Origin of the sequence: Paracoccus lutimaris (genome assembly GCF_003337565.1) — a bacterium.
In the GTDB taxonomy this organism is placed as follows: Bacteria; Pseudomonadota; Alphaproteobacteria; order Rhodobacterales; family Rhodobacteraceae; genus Paracoccus; species Paracoccus lutimaris.
Genome location: NZ_QPJL01000004.1, coordinates 100013 through 117714, shown reverse-complemented (window position 1 = coordinate 117714; position 17702 = coordinate 100013). Strand labels below are relative to the sequence as shown.

Sequence of the window (17702 nt, the reverse complement as noted above, 5' to 3'; positions counted from 1 at the left end):
GTTCACTCGGGGCTTGCCTTGCGCCATGAAGCCCCGCAACCTGCGCGCGTCAAGCGGCGAGGATCGGCCGTTATACCGTGGTAACCGAATTTTCGCTTTACACCCTCATGGAACCGTACCACGATATCTGGTAGGCACATTCGGGAAACTACGCCGGGTGTAGTTGGGACCACCAAGGATAGGGGTGGGTCAGCCTCACCCCCGGACAGGCAGGGACAGGGCATGGCACAATTGGACTTCATCCATAGCGACGAGATCCATCCGATCGACATCGTCGAAACCGTCGCCACCCATCACGACTGGGATTTCGACCGGCTGGCCGAGGATCAGATCGCCATGGCGGTCGAGGGGCAGTGGCGGACCTATTCGATCACGCTGGCCTGGTCTCCGGGCGAAGAGGTGCTGCGGCTGATCTGCACCTTCGACATGGACCCTCCGGCCGAGCGGCTGCCGCAGCTTTACGAAGTGCTGAACCTTGCCAATGATCAGGTCTGGGATGGCGGCTTCACCTTCTGGTCGCAGCAGCGGCTGATGGTCTGGCGCTACGGCCTGGTGCTGTCGGGCGATGCGATGGCCAGCCCCGGGCAGATCGACCAGATGATCGGCAATGCGATCATGGCGGCGGAACGCTTTTACCCCTGCTTCCAGCTGGCCTGCTGGGGGGATGCCACGCCGCAGGCGGCGATGAACATCGCCATGGCCGAGGCTTACGGGCGCGCCTGATGCCGGGGGATTTTCGGCACCGGCATCGGCCGGCGGGCCGATAAGGTCCTTTTCCCCGCCCCGTGGTTGTGGCTAAAACCTTACGCAGATGAGGGCCGGGATCGCCCGCGACGGGGCAGGACCCTGCTATCGCGCGTTCCCGGGTCGGGGGCCGGGACAGGGACAGGAGCGCATGACGGATATTTCGGAACTGAACGCCCGCGGGCTGGTGCTGATCGGCTGCGGGCGGATGGGCGGCGCGCTGCTGGATGGCTGGCTCAAGAACGGCCTGCGGCCCTCGGCGGTGCATGTCGTGGACCCCAAGCCGCGCGGCGATCTGTCGGCGATGGGCATTTCGGTCAATGGCAAGCTGCCCGCCGACCCGGCGGGTCTGGTCATCGCGGTCAAGCCGCAGATGATGGCCGATGTCTTGCCGCAATTGCAGGTGGGCGGGGCCACGCTGGTGGTCTCGGTCGCGGCGGGGGTGACCATCGCCGCCTATGAGGCGGCCTTTCCCGCCGCGCCCATCGTGCGCACCATGCCCAACACGCCCGCCGCCATCGGGCAGGGCATCACCGCGATTGTCGGCAATGCCCGGGCGGGCGAGGCCGAGCTGGCACTGGCGCAATCGCTGATGTCCGCTGTCGGCCGTGTCGTGCGGCTGCCGTCCGAGGACCAGATGAATGCGGTCACCGCGCTGTCCGGCTCGGGCCCGGCCTATGTCTTTCACATGATCGAGGCGATGGCGGCTGCGGGCGAGGCCGAGGGGTTGTCGCCCGATCTGGCGCTGGAACTGGCGCGGGCGACCGTGGCCGGGGCCGGTGCGCTGGCCGTGGCCGAGGACGAGGACCCGGCGAAGCTGCGCGAGAACGTGACCTCTCCCGGCGGCACCACGGCAGCGGGTCTGCGCGAATTGATGGATCCCGAAACCGGCCTGCCGCCCCTGATGCGCCGCACCGTCTCGGCTGCGGCGGAACGCGGGCGGGAGCTGGGGAAATGAGCGACGCGACCGAACTTGCCCCGCAGATCGGCTGGGACGATTTCGCCGCCGTCGATATCCGCGTCGGCCGCATCATCCGCGCCGAGACCTTTCCGCAGGCGCGGCGCCCGGCGATCAAGCTGTGGCTGGATTTCGGGCCCGGCATCGGCGAGCGTAAATCCTCGGCCCAGATCACCCGGCATTATCAGCCCGAGGAACTGATCGGCAAACAGGTGCTGGCGGTGATGAATTTCCCGCCGCGCCAGATCGGCCCCTTCATGTCCGAGGTGCTTGTGCTGGGTCTGCCGGATGAGGATGATCAGGTGGTGCTGATCGGCCCGGACAAGCCCGTGCCCATCGGGGGGAGGATGTATTGATGAAGCTTCTGGTGACGCGGCGGATGACGCAGGCGGCAGAGCACGCCCTGACGGCGCGGTTCGAGACGACGATTCTGGACCGCACCGACGGGCTGACCGAGGATGAGGCCGCCGCCGCCATGGCCGAATATGACGCGGTCATGCCGACGCTGGGCGACCGCTTTGGCGCCGGCGCCTTTCGCGGCGACCTGCGCTGCAAGCTCTTGGCGAATTTTGGCGCGGGTTTTAACCATATCGACGTGAATGCCGCCGCCGTTGCCGGAATCGCGGTGACAAACACCCCGGATGCCGTGACCGAGGCCACTGCCGATATCGCGCTGACGCTGATCCTGATGACCGCGCGCCGCGCCGGCGAGGGCGAGCGTCTGCTGCGCCGGGGGGAGTGGATCGGCTGGCAGCCGACGCAGCTTCTGGGGCGGCATGTCTCGGGCTGTACGGTCGGCATCATCGGCATGGGCCGGATCGGCAAGGCCATCGCCCGGCGCTGCCATTTCGGCTTTGGCATGCAGGTCTTGTTTCACAACCGCTCGGTCGTTTCGTCGCTAGATTTTCCGGCCCGGCAGGTCGCCGATCTGGACGAGCTGCTGACGCAATCGGATTTCGCCGTCGTCGCCGTCCCCGGTGGCAGCGGCACCCGCCACATGATCGGCGCGCATGAGCTGGACCGGCTGGGGCCGCGATCCTTCATCATCAACATCGCCCGTGGCGACGTGATCGAAGAGGCGGCGCTGATCGACGCCTTGCAGCGCGGCCGCATCGCCGGGGCGGGGCTCGATGTCTATGAGTTTGAGCCCAAGGTCGCCCCCGCGCTGTCGGCGCTGGAAAACGTCACCCTGCTGCCGCATCTGGGCACCGCTGCCGAAGAGGTCCGCACCGCCATGGCCATGCGTGCATTCAACAATCTTGTCGCTTTCGCCGACGGGCATGGCTTGCCCGACCGGGTGAATTGATGGGGCCGGCAGAACGCGCCATGGCGCTGATCCGCGCGGGTATTGCTGCCGCCGATCCCGGCGCGGCGGTCGCGCGCGGCATGGCCGAAGTGCTGGCAAATCCGCCCGGTGCCGGTGGGCGCTGGCAGGTGATCGCCCTGGGCAAGGCCGCACGCGCCATGGCCGAGGCGGCGCTGGCCGCCCTGCCGGGGGCCGAGGCGCTGGTCGTCACCAATGCCGGCAATGACACGCCCCTGACCGGCGCGCGGGTCATGCGCGCAGGCCATCCCCAGCCCGATGCCGAGGGCGCCGCCGCCGCCGCCGAGGTGATCGCGCGGCTTGGCACGGCCGGCCCGCAGGACCGGGTTCTGGCGCTGATCTCGGGCGGTGGCTCGGCCATGCTGCCCGCCCCGGCCGAGGGCATGACGCTTTCTGACAAGCAGGCGGTGAACCGGCTGCTTCTGGCCTCGGGCGCCGATATTTCGCAGGTGAACCTGATCCGTCAGGGCCTGTCGCGGCTGAAGGGCGGCGGCTGGCTACGGCTTTCGGGCGCGCCGGTGACGGCGCTGATCCTGTCGGATGTGCCGGGGGACGACCTGCGGGTCATTGCTTCGGGGCCGACGGTGGCGCCTGTGGGCAGCCGGGCGCAGGCCGCCGATCTGGCGCGCGCGCTGGGGATCTGGGACCAGATGCCCGGGGCCGCCCGCGCCGCGCTGAGCCGCCCAGAGGATCGCCGAGCCCTGCCGCCGGGCCGCAATATCCTTGTCGGCTCGAACGGGATTTCGGTCGCGGCCATGCAGGCGGCGGGCGCCGATGCCGGGCCGATCCCGCTGGAGGGCGACGTGCAGGACTGCGCCGGGGCAATCTGGGCCCTTGCCGCCGGTCTGGCCCCCGGTCAGGCACTGGCCTTTGGCGGCGAAACCACCGTGAAGCTGGTCGGCGACGGCATGGGCGGGCGCAATCAGGAACTGGCCCTGCGGCTCGCGCTGCTGGCCGAGGCCCGGCCCGTGGGCTTTGACTGGGCCTTTGCCTCGGTCGGCAGCGACGGGCGCGATGGCCCGGGCGAGGCGGCGGGCGGGCTGGTCGGCCCGGCCACGCTGGCCGCGATCCGTGCCGGCGGCATCGACCCCATTGATGCGCTGTCGCGCAACGATTCCACCCCGGCGCTGGCAGTGGGCAAGGCGCTGGTGATGACCGGCGCCACCGGCACCAATGTCGCCGACCTTGCGGTGCTGGTCCGCGCCTGAGAGCCTATGACCGGCTGGGGCTTGACCCCGCCGCCCGGCCCTGCACAGCTAGGGCCGCAAGAGATCAGGCGGGATGCGATGCTTTACAGCTATGTCACTCAGGGCACGGGGGTCGCACCGCTGCCAAAGGATTCCGATCTGGCCGAGGCGATCTGGATCGACCTTTACCGGCCGCTGGAAGAGCAGGTGCAGGCCGTCGCGGCGCTGGGTTACGACATTCCGACCCTGGCCGATATGGAAGAGATCGAGATCTCGAACCGGCTTTATACCGACAAGGGCACCGTCTACATGACCGGCGTGCTGCCCGGCACGCTGCCTGATGGCACCAACCTTTCCATGCCGGTGACCTTCATCCTGAACGGCCAGCGGCTGGTCACCGTGCGCCATCACAACCCGCGCCCCTTCGAGACCTTTCCGACCCGCGCCGACCGTTCCAGCTGCGGCACCTCCAGCCCCGAGCGCATCTTTCTGGGTCTGATCTAGGAAATCATCGGCCGTCTGGCGGACCTCTCCGAAGGGGTCTCGAAAATGCTGGACACCGAGGCTGCGCAGGTCCTGCGCATGCCCGGCCAGCGCGGCGGCGATACGCTGCAGGAAGTGCTGGTCACCGTGGGCCAGCAGGCCGAGTTGATGAACCGCATCCGCATGGGGCTTTTGTCGCTGGACCGCATTCTGGTCTATCAGGCCGCCAATGCCGTGCGCGGACCCGACAGCGCCAAGCTGCGGCCGGCGCATGCGGCGCTGCAACGCGACATTCAGGCGCTTGAGGAACATGCGAGCTTTCTCAGCGGCCGCATCGGCATGACGGTCGATGCGACGATGGGGATGATCGGACTGATGCAGAACGACCGCGTGCGCAGCCTGTCGGTGGTCGCTGCCCTGTTCCTGCCGCCGACGCTGATCGCCAGCATCTACGGCATGAATTTCGAACATATGCCGATCCTCGAGCTGGAATGGGGCTTCCATCTGGCGCTGGGGATGATGGTTGGCTCGGTGGTGCTGACCGTGCTGGTCCTGAAATGGATGAAGTGGGACTAGCTGCGCAGGGGAATATCCTCGATCAGGTGAAAGAACCCGTTCTCGTCTTCGCCCATCAGCGCGGCCGAGGTGACGGGCATGGCCTCGGCGATCAGCGGCGCAAGGCCGGGTGCCAAGGCATCCCTCAGCGCCTCGGCCCGGGCGGGGGGCAGGGGGCCGCTCAGCGTCAGGTGATAGTGGAAAAGCTCCAGCACAAAGGGATAGCCCCAATGTTCCAGATGCCTGCGCGCCTGATCGGGCAGGGCGTCGGGGCGTCGGCGCTCATATTCCTGCGGGGTCAGGGGGGCGCGGAATTCATCCAGCCGCGTTACCAGCGATGATTCCAGCGCCAGCAGCTCCGGTGGCTGCTGGCGCGGACGCAGGCTGACAAAACCCCAGTCGGTGCGCAGCTCAAGCGCCAGCGTGAAGGGCGCAAGATGGTCGCATAGCAGTTGCAGCGCCAGCGCCAGATCCTCGGGCCGCCGCCCCTCGGCCAGCCGGAAGGGCGCCTTCAGCGTGGCGTGAAAACCATAGCGGCGCGGCACCTCGATCAGTGCCCCGGCCGGATCGGGCAGGCCCTCGGGGCGCGGGGGCGTGCTGCCCGTCCGCGCGTCCCAGCCCAGCCAGCCGGCGCCGAAATCCCCCAGCGCAGCGCCGGGCAGGTGATAGATCGCGTAGCGCCGGAACTGCATCCTGCCCCCTTGCCGATGTCGCATGGCCGCCTTGCCCCCCGCCATAGCAGAGCCTATTGAGGATCGACAGCCGCTTATCGGAGGCGCCATGCGCCAGACGCTTCGCTACATGACCTGGCCCTTCATCATCACCGGCCTTGGGCTGGTGCTGGCTGCGCTGATCGGCTGGCGCTATGACGGCGGGGCGGGGGCGCTGTCGTTTTTCCTGATCGCCGGGGTGCTGGCGGTGCTGGAAATCTCGCTTTCCTTCGACAATGCCATCGTCAATGCCAACAAGCTCAAGCAGATGACGCCGAAATGGCAGCGCCGTTTCCTGACATGGGGGATCCTCATCGCGGTCTTCGGCATGCGGGTGATCTTTCCGCTGATGGTGGTGGTGATCGCCGCGAAACTCGGCCCGTGGGAGGCGATGCGCCTTGCCGCCACCCAACCGCAGGAATATTCCCGCATCATCCACGAGGCGCATCTGCCGATCGCGGCCTTTGGCGGCTCGTTCCTGATGCTGGTGGCGCTGAACTATTTCTTTGACCAAAGCAAGGACGTGGACTGGATCGCCGGGATCGAGCGTTTCCTGCGCCGTCTGGGCGAGATCCGCGGCATGGAGATCGGCTTCGTGCTGATCTGCATGCTGGTGATCCTGGGCCAACTGCCCGAAGCCAAGGACCACAGCTTTGCCATCGCCGCGATCTGGGGGGTGCTGACCTATCTGGGCGTCGACATGCTGGGCCATGTGCTGGACAATTGGGGCGGCCGCTCCAGCCCCGCCGACATGGCGCGCGGCGGCCTTGGCGCCTTCCTCTACCTCGAGGTGCTGGACGCCTCGTTCAGCTTTGACGGGGTGATCGGTGCCTTTGCCCTGACCCAGAACCTGTTTCTGATCGCCATCGGGCTGGGCATCGGGGCGATGTATGTGCGCGCCATGACGGTGATGCTGGTCGAGCGCGGCACGCTTGCCGAATTCCGCTATCTGGAAAACGGCGCCTTCTGGTCGATCCTCGTCCTGTCGATCCTGATGTTCGCCCAAACCCTGCGCCCGATCCCCGAGGTCATCACCGGTCTTCTGGGCGCGGGCTTCATCGGCATGGCCTTCCTCAGCTCGCTGGCCTGGCGGCGCCAGAACGGCGACAGCGCCGAATAGCAAAAGCCGCACCCATTTCCGCGCGGCCCCTGCCATCTTCCATGTTCAAATATCCATGCCACCCGCGCCATTGGCCCGGGCGGCGCGAATTACACGAGCCGCCCCAAAGGCCGCGTCGCCAGATAGAGCCAGTCGCGCACCTCGGGGCCGACCAGCGGAGATATCTCGTCCCAGACCCGGGCGTGATAGCTATCCAGCCAGCCGATTTCCTCGCCCGAGAGCAAGCCCGGCTCGATCAGCCGCCGGTCCAGCGGCGCCAGCGTCAGCGTCTCGAAGCCCAGCATGTCGCGCCCGTCGGGGCTTTCGACCTCGCGCAGGACGATCAGATTTTCCAGCCGGATGCCAAAGGCACCCTCGCGGTAATAGCCCGGTTCATTCGACAGGATCATCCCCGGCCGCAGCGGAATATCCGACACGCGCGAGATCCGAACCGGCCCCTCATGCACCGACAGGCCGGCGCCGACGCCGTGCCCGGTGCCATGATCGAAGTCCATGCCCTCGGACCACAGGGGCGCGCGGGCCAGTGCATCGATATGCGCGCCGGCGACACCGCGCGGGAATTGCGCGCGCGATATTGCAATCATGCCCTGCAACACGCGGGTATAGGGCCTGCGCACGCCGATATCGTAATCGCGGCCCATCGGCAGGGTGCGGGTGATGTCGGTGGTGCCATTGTCATATTGGCCGCCGGAATCGACCAGCAGGATGTCGCCGGGCAGGATGCGGCGGTTGCTTTTCTCGGTCACGCGGTAATGCATGATGGCGCCATGCGGTCCGGCGCCGACGATGCTGTCAAAGCTGATGTCCAGAATGCCCCGCGCGACACGCAACTCCTCAAGCTTGCGGGTCACGTCGATCTCGGTCAGGGGCGCGGCGGCAAGACCGGGGGCCTGCGCGTCCAGCCAGCACAAAAGCTCGCTCACTGCCGCGCCGTCCTGCAGATGGGCCGCGCGCATGCCGGCGATCTCGGCGGGGTTCTTGCAGGCCTTGGGCATGATGACCGGGTCCCGCCCCTCGGCGATTTCGGTATCCATGCTTTCGACAAGCGCAAAGACCTGATCGGGGGCGGTGCCCGCATCCAGCCGCACCGGGCCCGAAAGATTGGTCAGGGCCGGGGTCAGGGCCTCAAGCGGCAGGATCTGCACCTCGTTTCCCAAGGCGGCCCGCACCTCACCCGGGAACTTGGCCGGGTTGGTGAAGACGGCGACATGGCCGTTTTCCTCGATGATGGCAAAACCCTGCACGACCGGGTTCTTGGGAATGTCGGCGCCGCGGATGTTCAACAGCCAGGAGAGCGAATCCGCTTGGGTCAGCACGGCGGCATGCTGGCCGGCCTTGCGCAGGTCAGCGGCGATGCGGGCGCGTTTTTCGGCCGCGGTCTCGCCCGCCAGCGCGTCGGGCCACAGCCGCACCGGCCCCACCGGCGCCTCGGGCTGGTCGGGCCAGATTGTATCGACCGGGTTTGTGGCCTGCGCGATCAGCGCGATGCCCGATCCCGTCAGCGCCTTTTCCAGCTCGGTGATTTCGCGGCGGGTATGCAGCCATGGGTCATAGCCGATGCGCCCGCCCTCGGGCAGGGCCTCGGCCAGCCAGATCGCGGGCTTGGTCTCGGGCCAGTTGACGGGGGTGAAATGGGCAAGATCCACCTCGGTCTTTACCTGCACGCGATAGCGGCCATCGACAAACACCCCGGCCTGATCGGGGGTGACGACGCAGAATCCGGCGCTGCCGGTAAAGCCGGTCAGCCATGCCAGCCGCGCATCGCGGCCCGAGACATACTCGCCCTGATGCGCATCCGCGCGCGGCACCATGAACCCGTCCAGATCGCGCCGTGCCAGTTCGCGGCGCAGATCGGCCAGTCGCGGCGGGTGGATTTCGGGCGAGGACTTGCTGTCAAAGCTTTGAAACATCGTCTTTCCGGGGTTCTGCGTCAAAAGATCAGGCGGTGCCGCGGCCAAGCACGCGGGCGGCCTCGGGCAGGCTGCGGGCCAGCCCGTCGGCCACCGCCTCGGCGCTGCGGCGATGGTGGAAATCCGTGGCAACCCGCGCCCGCGAAGCCGCGGCCAGCCGCTGGGCATAGGCCGGATCGGCGACAAGACCGGCGATCTCGGCGGCCATCACCTTGGGCTCTTCGGGCGGCACAAGGATCGCATCGCGCCCCGAGGTGATCAGCTCGTGATTGCCGCCGACATCGGTGACGACCACGGGCATTTCCATCGCCATCGCCTCCATGATCGCGACCGAGATCCCCTCGTTCAGGCTGGCCAGCGCGAAGATATGCGCGGCCTCAAGCCCGTCGCGGACGCGGGTCTCACTGACCGCACCCAAAAGCGTGACGGCATCATTCAGCCCTTTGGCGTCGATCAGCGCCTGCAATTGCCGGTGATATCCCGAGCCGCCCTGTTCGTCCTCGCCAGCGATTTCCAGCCGGGCGTCGATACCCTGGTCACGCAGGATGCTGATGCTTTCGATCAGGTGGTCATGGCCTTTCACAGCATTCAGCCGCCCGCAGCTGAAGATGCGGACCGGCCCGCCCGGGGCCGGGGGCTGCCAGGGGCTGCTGCGTTTGATCTGCTCCAGATCCACGCCCATCGGGGCGATATTGATGATCTCGGGCGCGTCGCCGGCCAGTTCGCGATCGACCACCCCCGCGAGCAGGCGCGAGATGATGGTGGCGAAACGGGCATGGCGCCATTTCTGGCGCTGGTTCGGGCCGTAGCCTTCCAGCGTCGGGCCGTGCAGGGTCAGGCTGTAACTGGGTCCGCCAAGCCGTTCGGCCAGCATGGCGATATTGGCGCTGTCGGCGCAGGAATGGACATGGACATGGCTCCAGCCCTGTTCGCGGGCGATGCGTTTCAGCCGCGCGCCCATGCCCAGCAGCGCCAGCATCCTTGCCCGGCCCTTGACCCCGCCCGAGGTCTCGGCGGTCAGCGCCGCGCTTAAGCCCCGCGCCCAGCCCGCAGGCCCCGCGCGCAGGAATTCCGTCGCCATTCCCAGCCCCTCGCCGCGCAGGGGCAGCAGATAGCGGGTCCGGGCCTGCGCATCCGCAGCCCAGCTATGCGAGGCGACCGCGCGCGGCGGTGGCCGGGTCGAAATCAGGTCGGCCTCGATCCCCAGTTCGGCCAGCGCCTGCCGCTCGCGCCACAGGAAGATATGGGTCTGGCCCGGAAACTCGGGAATGAAAAAGCCAATGCGCAGCACGAAATGCCCTTTGTCTGCGGGATGCCCGCACCCCGCTTCGCCAAAATTGGTGACACGGAGCGGGGGCGGAAATCAAGCGATCCGAAAGGACAGGCTTAACCCGTCCGCCGCATGTTCATGGCGCGGGCGCGCTTTCTGGGATCGGCCTCGAACAGGGCGGCAAGCTGTTCGGTCATGGCGCCGGCCAGCTGTTCGGCATCGGTGATCGTCACCGCGCGCTGGTAATAGCGGGTCACGTCATGGCCGATGCCGATGGCCAGCAGTTCGACCTGCCGTTTCCGCTCGATCATGGCGATCACGTCGCGCAGGTGCTTTTCCAGAAAATTCGCCGGATTGACCGACAGCGTGGAATCGTCGACCGGCGCGCCGTCGGAAATGACCATCAGGATGCGGCGCTGTTCGGGGCGGCGGGTCAGCCGCCGATGCGCCCATTCCAGCGCCTCGCCGTCGATGTTTTCCTTCAGTAGGCCCTCTTTCATCATCAGGCCCAGATTGGGGCGCACCCGCCGCCATGGCGCGTCGGCGCCCTTGTAGATGATATGGCGCAGGTCGTTCAGGCGGCCGGGATGGGCGGGGCGGCCATTGGCCAGCCATTTCTCGCGCGATTGGCCGCCTTTCCAGGCACGGGTGGTAAAGCCAAGGATCTCGACCTTGACCTGCGACCGTTCCAGCGTGCGCGCCAGCACATCGGCGCAGATCGCGGCAATCGAGATCGGGCGTCCGCGCATCGAGCCGGAATTGTCCAGCAGGAGCGTCACCACCGTGTCGCGGAACTCGGTGTCCTTTTCGACCTTGAAGCTCAGCGGAGTGGTCGGGTTCGCGACCACGCGGGCAAGGCGTCCGGCGTCCAGAACGCCCTCTTCCTTGTCGAATTCCCAGCTGCGGTTCTGCTGCGCCTGCAGGCGGCGCTGCAGCTTGTTGGCCAGCCGGCTGACGGCGCCGCGCAAAGGCTCAAGCTGCTTGTCCAGATAGGCGCGCAGGCGTTCCAGTTCGGCCACATCGGCCAGATCCTCGGCGCGGATTTCCTCGTCGAATTCCTGCGCATAGACCTTGTAATCGGCGCTGGCATCGCTGACCGGAGGCGGCAGGTCGGGCGGGCTTTCCGCCTCGGTCATCTCGGCCTCGTCGGCCAGTTCCTCGTCGGACTGGTCGTCCATGCTGACCTGGGCCTGACGTTCCTCTTGCGTCTGGTCCTGCGTGCGTTCGGGGGATGCCTCGGCATCCTCGTCCTCGTTCTGGTCGCGGGACTGGTTGTCGCCGGCCTCTTCGTCCTGCTCGGCATTGTCTTCGGAGTCGTCGTCCTGCGGCTCGTCCGGGTCCTCGCCCAACTGGTCGCCGTAACCCAGATCGGCGATGACCTTGCGCGCCAGCCGCGCGAAGGCCGCCTGATCGGCCAGAACCTCGTTCACATGCTCCAGATCGGCGCCGGCCTGCTCCTCGACAAAGGGCCGCCACAGGTCGGCGACATGCTGGGCCGCCGGGGGCAGCGGCCGCCCCGAGGCCTTCTGCCGCAAGAGATAGCCTGCCGCGACGGCCAAGGGCGCGTCGGCAGGGGACTTGATCTGGCCGTAGCCCTTGCGCTCGGCCTCATGGCCGATCTTGACGTCGATATTGCTGAGCGCGCCGGGCATGTCGCGGGCGCCAAGCGCCTCGCAGCGGGCGGTCTCCATCGCTTCATAGAGGTCGCGCGCCATCGGGCCGGGCGGGGCGTATTTCGCATGCGTCCCGGCATCGTGGTGGCGCAGCTTCATCGCCAGCGCATCGGCGGTGCCGCGTGCTAGCAGCACCTCGTCGCGGGTCATGCGGCGGCTGACCTGCGGCAGGCGCATGGTGTCGCCCGTCACCCCCGAAGGGTCGGCGGTAAAGGTCACGTTCAGCTCGTGATCCTCGGCCATGGCGCGGGTGGCCTCGGCCAGGGCCTTTTTGAACGGATCGGCGGGGTTATCGGATTTGTTCATCACCACCTACATAGAGCATCACGGGCCGGCTGCGGCAAGGGGATGCCACGCTATCCAAAGACCGACCAGCCCATTTTCCGGGCCAGTTTTTCGGCGGCCACGGTGCCGGCCTGCGAGTTGCCATAGGCGTTCAGCCCCGGCGACCAGATCCCGATCGAGGCGAGGCCCGGCGCGATCAGCAGGATGCCGCCGCCGACGCCGCTTTTCCCGGGCAGGCCGACGCGAAAGGCGAAATCGCCCGAGCCGTCGTAATGCCCGCAGGTCATCATCAGCGCGTTCAGCCGCCGGGCCTTTTGCGGGGTCAGAAGGCGCGGCGCGCCGGGCAGGCCGGCGATGCTGCGCCCGGCGCGGGCCAGCTGTTCGCAGGTCAGTTCGATGGCGCATTGGTGGAAATAGGTGCCCAGCACATAATCCACCGGGTTCTTGAGATTGCCGAATGATTTCAAATAATTCGCCAGCGCGGCATTGCGAAAGCCGGTCTCGGCCTCGGACTGGGCGACGAACTTGTCGATATGGATGTCGGCATCACCCGTCGCGGCGGCAAGAAAGCCAAGGATCTCTGACAGTGCATCGCGGGGGCTGCGGCCGGTCAGCAGCTCATCGGTGGTGACCAGCGCGCCGGCATTGATGAAGGGATTGCGTGGCCGGCCCTTTTCAAGTTCCAGCAGCAGGATCGAGTCAAACCGCGACCCCGAGGGCTCGCGCCCGACCCGCGTCCAGATCTGTTCGCCAATGCGGCCCAGCACGCAGGCCAGCGAAAACACCTTGGAGACCGACTGGATCGAAAAGCGCTTTTGCGCATCCCCCGCCGTCACCATCGAGCCATCGGCCAGCGCCACGGCGATCCCGAATTGCGCCGGATCGACACGGGCGAGTTCGGGGATGTAATCGGCGACCTTGCCCCAATCCGCCATGGCGCGGATGTCGCGGTCAAGCTGGGGCAGGAAATCGGCCAGTTCCGTCGCCATTGCGCTGTCTCGGTGAAAGAGGGTTTTCCCTGCGGTTCAGATCATGCGTCAGATGAGGGGGCGGAACGGATCGAGCGGGTTGCCGGCGGGTTTCATGACGCCCCCTATTTGATCGTAAGGCGGACATAGAGCTGATCACCCACCTGAAAGGCGGGTGCGCCCCCATCCATGACCTTGCCATCCCAATGTTTGTTGAGGGTCGTGTGTGCGTCATCTTTCCCGGATACCGGGAAGACCGCATATTTTCCCGCCCGTGCAACAATGATCTGATCCCGTTTCGCCGCCGACTTGAAGGCCGCCGGGTAGGATTTGCTGAGATCCACAGACGGATCGACGCGAAGCGTCGAGAGGAACAGTTCCGGATTTTTGGCAATGACAGTGGTGCCGCCGCACAGATCCTTGCCCTGTATTCCGCCTTTGGGCAGCGGAGGCCATACTGAGATGCTACCATTGTCAACAATCATCATCGCAAGAAACTGCTGATCGGGTAGCGTGGCGATCTGAACGGTCTCGCCGCCGGGCAGTTTTCCGCGCTGGTTTGCGGCCGGCAGGCTGCATCCCTTGGGGGCAGCAAGCGCCGCTCCTGCCGCCAAAACCATATGGAGCGCCAGGGCACCGGCAATGAAATTTCTCAAAATGGTCTCCTGCCTTGATATTTGTTGAGCTGACCAACTATGCCCTGCCGGGATGATGGCGCGTTTCGCTCTGGCCCTTGTCACCCCGCCTTGACCGCCGCGCTTTCGGGCAGTTCCTCGTCGAACAGGCGCTGATAGAACTCGGCCACGGTCTGGCGCTCAAGCTCGTCGCATTTGTTCAGGAAGGTCAGGCGGAAGGCATAGCCGACATTGTTGTCGAAGATGCGCGCGTTCTGCGCCCATGAAATCACCGTGCGCGGCGACATCACCGTCGACAGGTCGCCCTGCATGAAGGCCGTGCGCGTCAGATCGGCCAGCGTCACCATCTGGCTGATGACCTTGCGGCCCTTTTCGGTGTTGTAGTTCGGGTTCTTGGCCAGAACGATGGCGGCCTCGGCGTCGTGGGACAGATAGTTCAGCGTCGAGACCAGCGACCAGCGGTCCATCTGGCCCTGGTTGATCTGCTGGGTGCCGTGATAAAGCCCGGTCGTGTCGCCCAGACCCACGGTATTCGCGGTCGCGAACAGCCGGAAATAGGGGTTCGGGGTGATGACCTCGTTCTGGTCCAGCAGCGTCAGCTTGCCATCCGCCTCCAGCACGCGCTGGATGACGAACATCACGTCGGCGCGGCCGGCGTCATATTCGTCAAAGACGATGGCGGTGGGGTTGCGCAGCGCCCAGGGCAGGATGCCTTCGTGGAACACCGTGACCTGCTTGCCGTCCACCAGCTTGATCGCGTCCTTGCCGATCAGGTCGATCCGGCTGACATGGCTGTCAAGGTTCACGCGCACGCAGGGCCAGTTCAGCCGCGCGGCGACCTGCTCGATATGGGTCGATTTCCCGGTGCCGTGATAGCCCTGGATCATCACCCGGCGGTTATAGGCAAAGCCCGCAAGGATCGCCAAGGTGGTGTCGGGATCGAATTTATAGGTGCTGTCGATCTCGGGCACGCGGTCGGATCGTTCGGCAAAGCCCTTGACCTTCATGTCGCTGTCGAGACCAAAGACCTCGCGCAGGTCGATTTCCTCGGTCGGTTTCGCGTGTTGATCCAGCATCGGGCGGCCCTTTCGATTGTCCTGTGCTTGATGAATGATTCGCCGTTCGGGTGCAAGCGCGCGGGCCGCAAACCCTTGCCCGGAACGCCGTTTTGCGGCAACGAGGGCAGGGAAACGGTAAGGAATGACAAGATGAGCGGATTGCTGGCGCTGCTGGACGACGTGGCGGGAATTGCCAAGATCGCGGCGGCCTCGGTCGACGATGTGGCGGGGCAGGCGGTCAAGGCCAGCGCCAAGGCGGCGGGGGCGGTGATCGACGACGCGGCGGTGACGCCGAAATATGTCCATGGCTTTTCGGCGGCGCGCGAAGTGCCCATCGTCATGAAGATCGCGCGCGGCTCGCTCTTCAACAAGCTGGTGATCCTCTTGCCGATCGCGCTGCTTCTGTCGGCCTTTGCGCCATGGGCGATTGCGCCTTTGCTGATGATCGGCGGTGCCTATCTGTGCTTTGAGGGCGCCGAAAAGGTCTGGCACGCGCTGGCCCATGACCATGGCAACGACCCGCATCTGACCCAGACCGCCGAGGGCGGCGCCGGGCTTGAGGAAGAGCGCGTCAAGGGTGCGATCAAGACCGACTTCATCCTGTCGGCCGAGATCATGACCATCGCCCTCGCCGCCATCCCGGCCGAGGACCCGCTGTGGATGAAGGCGCTGATCCTGGTCGTGGTCGCCTTTGGCATCACGGCGGCGGTCTATGGCTTTGTGGCGCTGATCGTGAAGGCCGACGATTTCGGCCTGCATCTGGCCGAGCGCGGCGGCCCGCTGGGCGCGCTGGGGCGCGGCATCGTGCATTTCATGCCGCCCTTCATGAAGGTGCTGACGGTGGTGGGCACCGCCGCCATGATCTGGGTCGGCGGCCAGATCGTCATCCATGGCATGCACGAGCTGGGCCAGCACCAGCCCTATGAATGGATCCACCACGCGGCCGAGGCCGCTGCCCATGCCGTGCCGCAGGCGGCCGGTCTGGTGAACTGGGCGGTGACGGCCTTCTTTGACGGGGTGTTCGGGTTGATGCTTGGCCTGATCCTGATCCCGGTCGCGAACTATGTCGTCTCGCCGCTGATCGGGGCGGTCAAGGGGCTGTTCGGCGCCAGGGCCTGAGCCCTTCAGCCGTGTTCCTCGGCCGCGGTGGCGGCCAGGGCGGCATTCAGGGCGCGCAGCGCATCGACATGGTAAAGCGCGCCAAGGATTTCTGGCGCGCTTTCATTTTCGCCGGCATGGATGACCGGCAGAAACGCCGCGCCCTCGGCGTCGAAACGGCGCAGCGCCTGATCCAGCGTGGTGCTGTCGGCAATGCCCTGTCCGGCGGCGACCATATTGCGCATGAGGTCGGGCGAGGGGGCGTCCCGCGCACCCAGGGCCCGCATCACCGCCGTGACCCGCATCTTTTGAGGCAGCCAGACCTGCGGCCCCTCGGCGATGCGGATGCCGCGCCGTTCCAGCTGCGTCAGGAAGAACGAGCGATGCACCAGCCGTGAGGCCAGCGCCGACGAGAGCGACACCGAGGTCATCACCGCGATCCCGGTCTGCCAATGGCCGGTCATCTCGAAGATGATCATCGCGGTCGAGATCGGCGCCCCCAGCACCGCCGCGCCGACCGCGCCCATGCCGGCCAGCGCGTAAAGGCTGTGGCTGCCGGAATATTCGGGCGCGACGGCGGTGGCGATGATGCCAAAGGCCAGCCCTGTCAGCGCGCCCATGACCAGTGCGGGCGAAAAGACGCCGCCGCCCATGCGCCCGCCCAGCGTGATCGCCACCGCGAAGGCCTTGACCAGCGCAAAGATCACCACCGTCCACAGGTCCAGATTGCCCTTGAGCGCGGCGGCGGTCGTCTCGTAGCCGACGCCGATGATATGGGGAAATGGGATGGCGATCAGCCCCAGAAGCGCGCCGGCCAGCGTCGGACGCAGCCAGCGCGGCCAGCCGGTGCGGGCCATGACGCGGTTGCCGATGGTCTCGGCGCGAAAGATCGCGGCCATCATCGCCGCCGCGACCAGCGCGCAGATCAACCCCAGCAGCATGAAGGCCGGCAACTCGATATAAAGGCCAAAGTTGCCGGTGGTGGGCAGGTCGAACTCGGTCAACCCGCCATAGCGCAACCGGTTGATGACGGTGCCGGCGACGGCGGCAATCGCGATGGGCGCAAAGGCGCGGCTGGCGAAATGGCGCAGGACCACCTCATGCGCAAACAGCGCGCCGGCGATGGGGGCGTTGAAGCTGGCGGCGACGGCGCCTGCGACCGCGCAGCCCAGCAGCTCGCGCCCGGTCACGGCGCTGGCGTTGATGCGGTTCGCGACATAGGTCGAGATGACGCCCGCCAGATGCACGACCGGCCCCTCGCGCCCCGAGGACCCGCCCGTGCCCAGCGTGATGATCGACGCCGCGGCCGAGGCCCAGCCTTCGCGGGTCTCGACCCGGCCCCCTTCGAGTGCGGCGCCTTCGATCACGTCCGAGACGGCGCGCACCCGCCCGTCCGGGGTGAAACGATCCAGGATCAGCCCGACGACAAACCCGCCGATGATCGGCACGATCAGCACCCACCACCACGGCAAGCCCCCTGCGACCGAGGCCATGGTCATGTCGTCAGTGCCGTAGATCAGCGTTTGCAGTGCCCCGATTCCCAGCCGAAAGATCAGCGCCGCCAGCCCCGCGCAAATGCCGATCAACAGGGCGATGATCCAGAATTCGACCTGACCGGGGCCGCGCGTGACCAGCACCTGCCAGCCATGCGCGATATGGCGGCGCAGATGCCGCCAGCCCTGCCGGCCCCAGCCCTTGGAGGTTGCGTTCCGCATGCCCGTCAT

At 66.7% G+C, this 17702-nt stretch carries 15 protein-coding genes and 1 pseudogene; 8 read left to right on the top strand and 8 right to left on the bottom strand.

Annotated features, from left to right (window positions below; translation table 11 throughout):
* Nucleotides 1-222 precede the first annotated feature (222 nt).
* The 6 genes and pseudogenes from DFP89_RS05660 (at nt 223) to DFP89_RS05635 (ending at nt 5272) form a co-directional block, all read left to right on the top strand.
* A complete protein-coding gene (locus DFP89_RS05660) occupies nt 223-723 on the top strand; it encodes a type III secretion system chaperone family protein (protein ID WP_114348440.1) in 501 nt (166 codons plus the stop codon).
* Between the two features lie 172 nt (nt 724-895).
* Complete coding sequence (proC, locus tag DFP89_RS05655; protein WP_114348439.1) at nt 896-1702, top strand: pyrroline-5-carboxylate reductase; 807 nt, start codon at nt 896-898, stop codon at nt 1700-1702.
* On the top strand, nt 1699-2058 hold the full coding sequence (locus DFP89_RS05650; protein WP_114348438.1) for a tRNA-binding protein: 360 nt from the start codon (nt 1699-1701) through the stop codon (nt 2056-2058). The genes proC and DFP89_RS05650 overlap by 4 nt, the downstream gene beginning before the upstream one ends.
* Entirely contained in the window at nt 2058-3008 is a 951-nt protein-coding gene (locus tag DFP89_RS05645) for a 2-hydroxyacid dehydrogenase (RefSeq protein ID WP_114348437.1), read from the top strand. The genes DFP89_RS05650 and DFP89_RS05645 overlap by 1 nt, the downstream gene beginning before the upstream one ends.
* Nucleotides 3008-4234 (top strand): glycerate kinase type-2 family protein, encoded by a 1227-nt coding sequence (locus tag DFP89_RS05640; protein ID WP_114348436.1) that lies wholly within the window; start codon nt 3008-3010, stop codon nt 4232-4234. The genes DFP89_RS05645 and DFP89_RS05640 overlap by 1 nt, the downstream gene beginning before the upstream one ends.
* A 6-nt stretch (nt 4235-4240) precedes the next feature.
* A pseudogene (locus DFP89_RS05635) lies at nt 4241-5272 on the top strand (magnesium transporter CorA family protein).
* On the opposite strand, the gene DFP89_RS05630 reads toward DFP89_RS05635, so the two are convergent.
* Nucleotides 5269-5943, bottom strand: coding sequence for a DUF1045 domain-containing protein (locus tag DFP89_RS05630; protein ID WP_114348435.1), 675 nt, complete (start codon nt 5941-5943; stop codon nt 5269-5271). The pseudogene DFP89_RS05635 and the gene DFP89_RS05630 sit on opposite strands and share 4 nt — an antisense overlap.
* Nucleotides 5944-6031: 88 nt before the next feature.
* Between DFP89_RS05630 and DFP89_RS05625 the strand changes: the two genes are divergently transcribed.
* Nucleotides 6032-7081: a DUF475 domain-containing protein gene (locus tag DFP89_RS05625; RefSeq protein ID WP_114348434.1), complete on the top strand. Its 1050-nt coding sequence runs from the start codon at nt 6032-6034 to the stop codon at nt 7079-7081.
* 89 nt (nt 7082-7170) lie between these two features.
* Here the strand turns inward: DFP89_RS05625 and DFP89_RS05620 are convergent, their stop codons facing one another.
* The 6 genes from DFP89_RS05620 to cobS all read right to left on the bottom strand — a co-directional run bounded on the left by DFP89_RS05620 (nt 7171) and on the right by cobS (nt 14898).
* On the bottom strand, nt 7171-8991 hold the full coding sequence (locus DFP89_RS05620) for an aminopeptidase P family protein (protein WP_114348433.1): 1821 nt from the start codon (nt 8989-8991) through the stop codon (nt 7171-7173).
* A gap of 28 nt (nt 8992-9019) precedes the next feature.
* On the bottom strand, nt 9020-10282 hold the full coding sequence (gene epsE, locus DFP89_RS05615; RefSeq protein ID WP_114348432.1) for an exopolysaccharide biosynthesis GT4 family glycosyltransferase EpsE: 1263 nt from the start codon (nt 10280-10282) through the stop codon (nt 9020-9022).
* A gap of 95 nt (nt 10283-10377) precedes the next feature.
* Nucleotides 10378-12240, bottom strand: a complete 1863-nt coding sequence (cobT, locus tag DFP89_RS05610; RefSeq protein ID WP_114348431.1) for a cobaltochelatase subunit CobT — start codon at nt 12238-12240, stop codon at nt 10378-10380.
* Between the two features lie 50 nt (nt 12241-12290).
* Nucleotides 12291-13208, bottom strand: coding sequence for a glutaminase (locus tag DFP89_RS05605; protein WP_114348430.1), 918 nt, complete (start codon nt 13206-13208; stop codon nt 12291-12293).
* A 104-nt stretch (nt 13209-13312) separates the two neighbouring features.
* A complete protein-coding gene (locus DFP89_RS05600) occupies nt 13313-13843 on the bottom strand; it encodes a hypothetical protein (protein ID WP_114348429.1) in 531 nt (176 codons plus the stop codon).
* Between the two features lie 80 nt (nt 13844-13923).
* A complete protein-coding gene (gene cobS, locus DFP89_RS05595; protein WP_114348428.1) occupies nt 13924-14898 on the bottom strand; it encodes a cobaltochelatase subunit CobS in 975 nt (324 codons plus the stop codon).
* A 132-nt stretch (nt 14899-15030) separates the two neighbouring features.
* Between cobS and DFP89_RS05590 the strand changes: the two genes are divergently transcribed.
* A complete protein-coding gene (locus tag DFP89_RS05590) occupies nt 15031-15999 on the top strand; it encodes a DUF808 domain-containing protein (protein ID WP_114348427.1) in 969 nt (322 codons plus the stop codon).
* Nucleotides 16000-16004: 5 nt separating this feature from the next.
* Here the strand turns inward: DFP89_RS05590 and DFP89_RS05585 are convergent, their stop codons facing one another.
* Nucleotides 16005-17693: a chloride channel protein gene (locus tag DFP89_RS05585; RefSeq protein ID WP_114348533.1), complete on the bottom strand. Its 1689-nt coding sequence runs from the start codon at nt 17691-17693 to the stop codon at nt 16005-16007.
* Between the last annotated feature and the right edge of the window lie 9 nt (nt 17694-17702).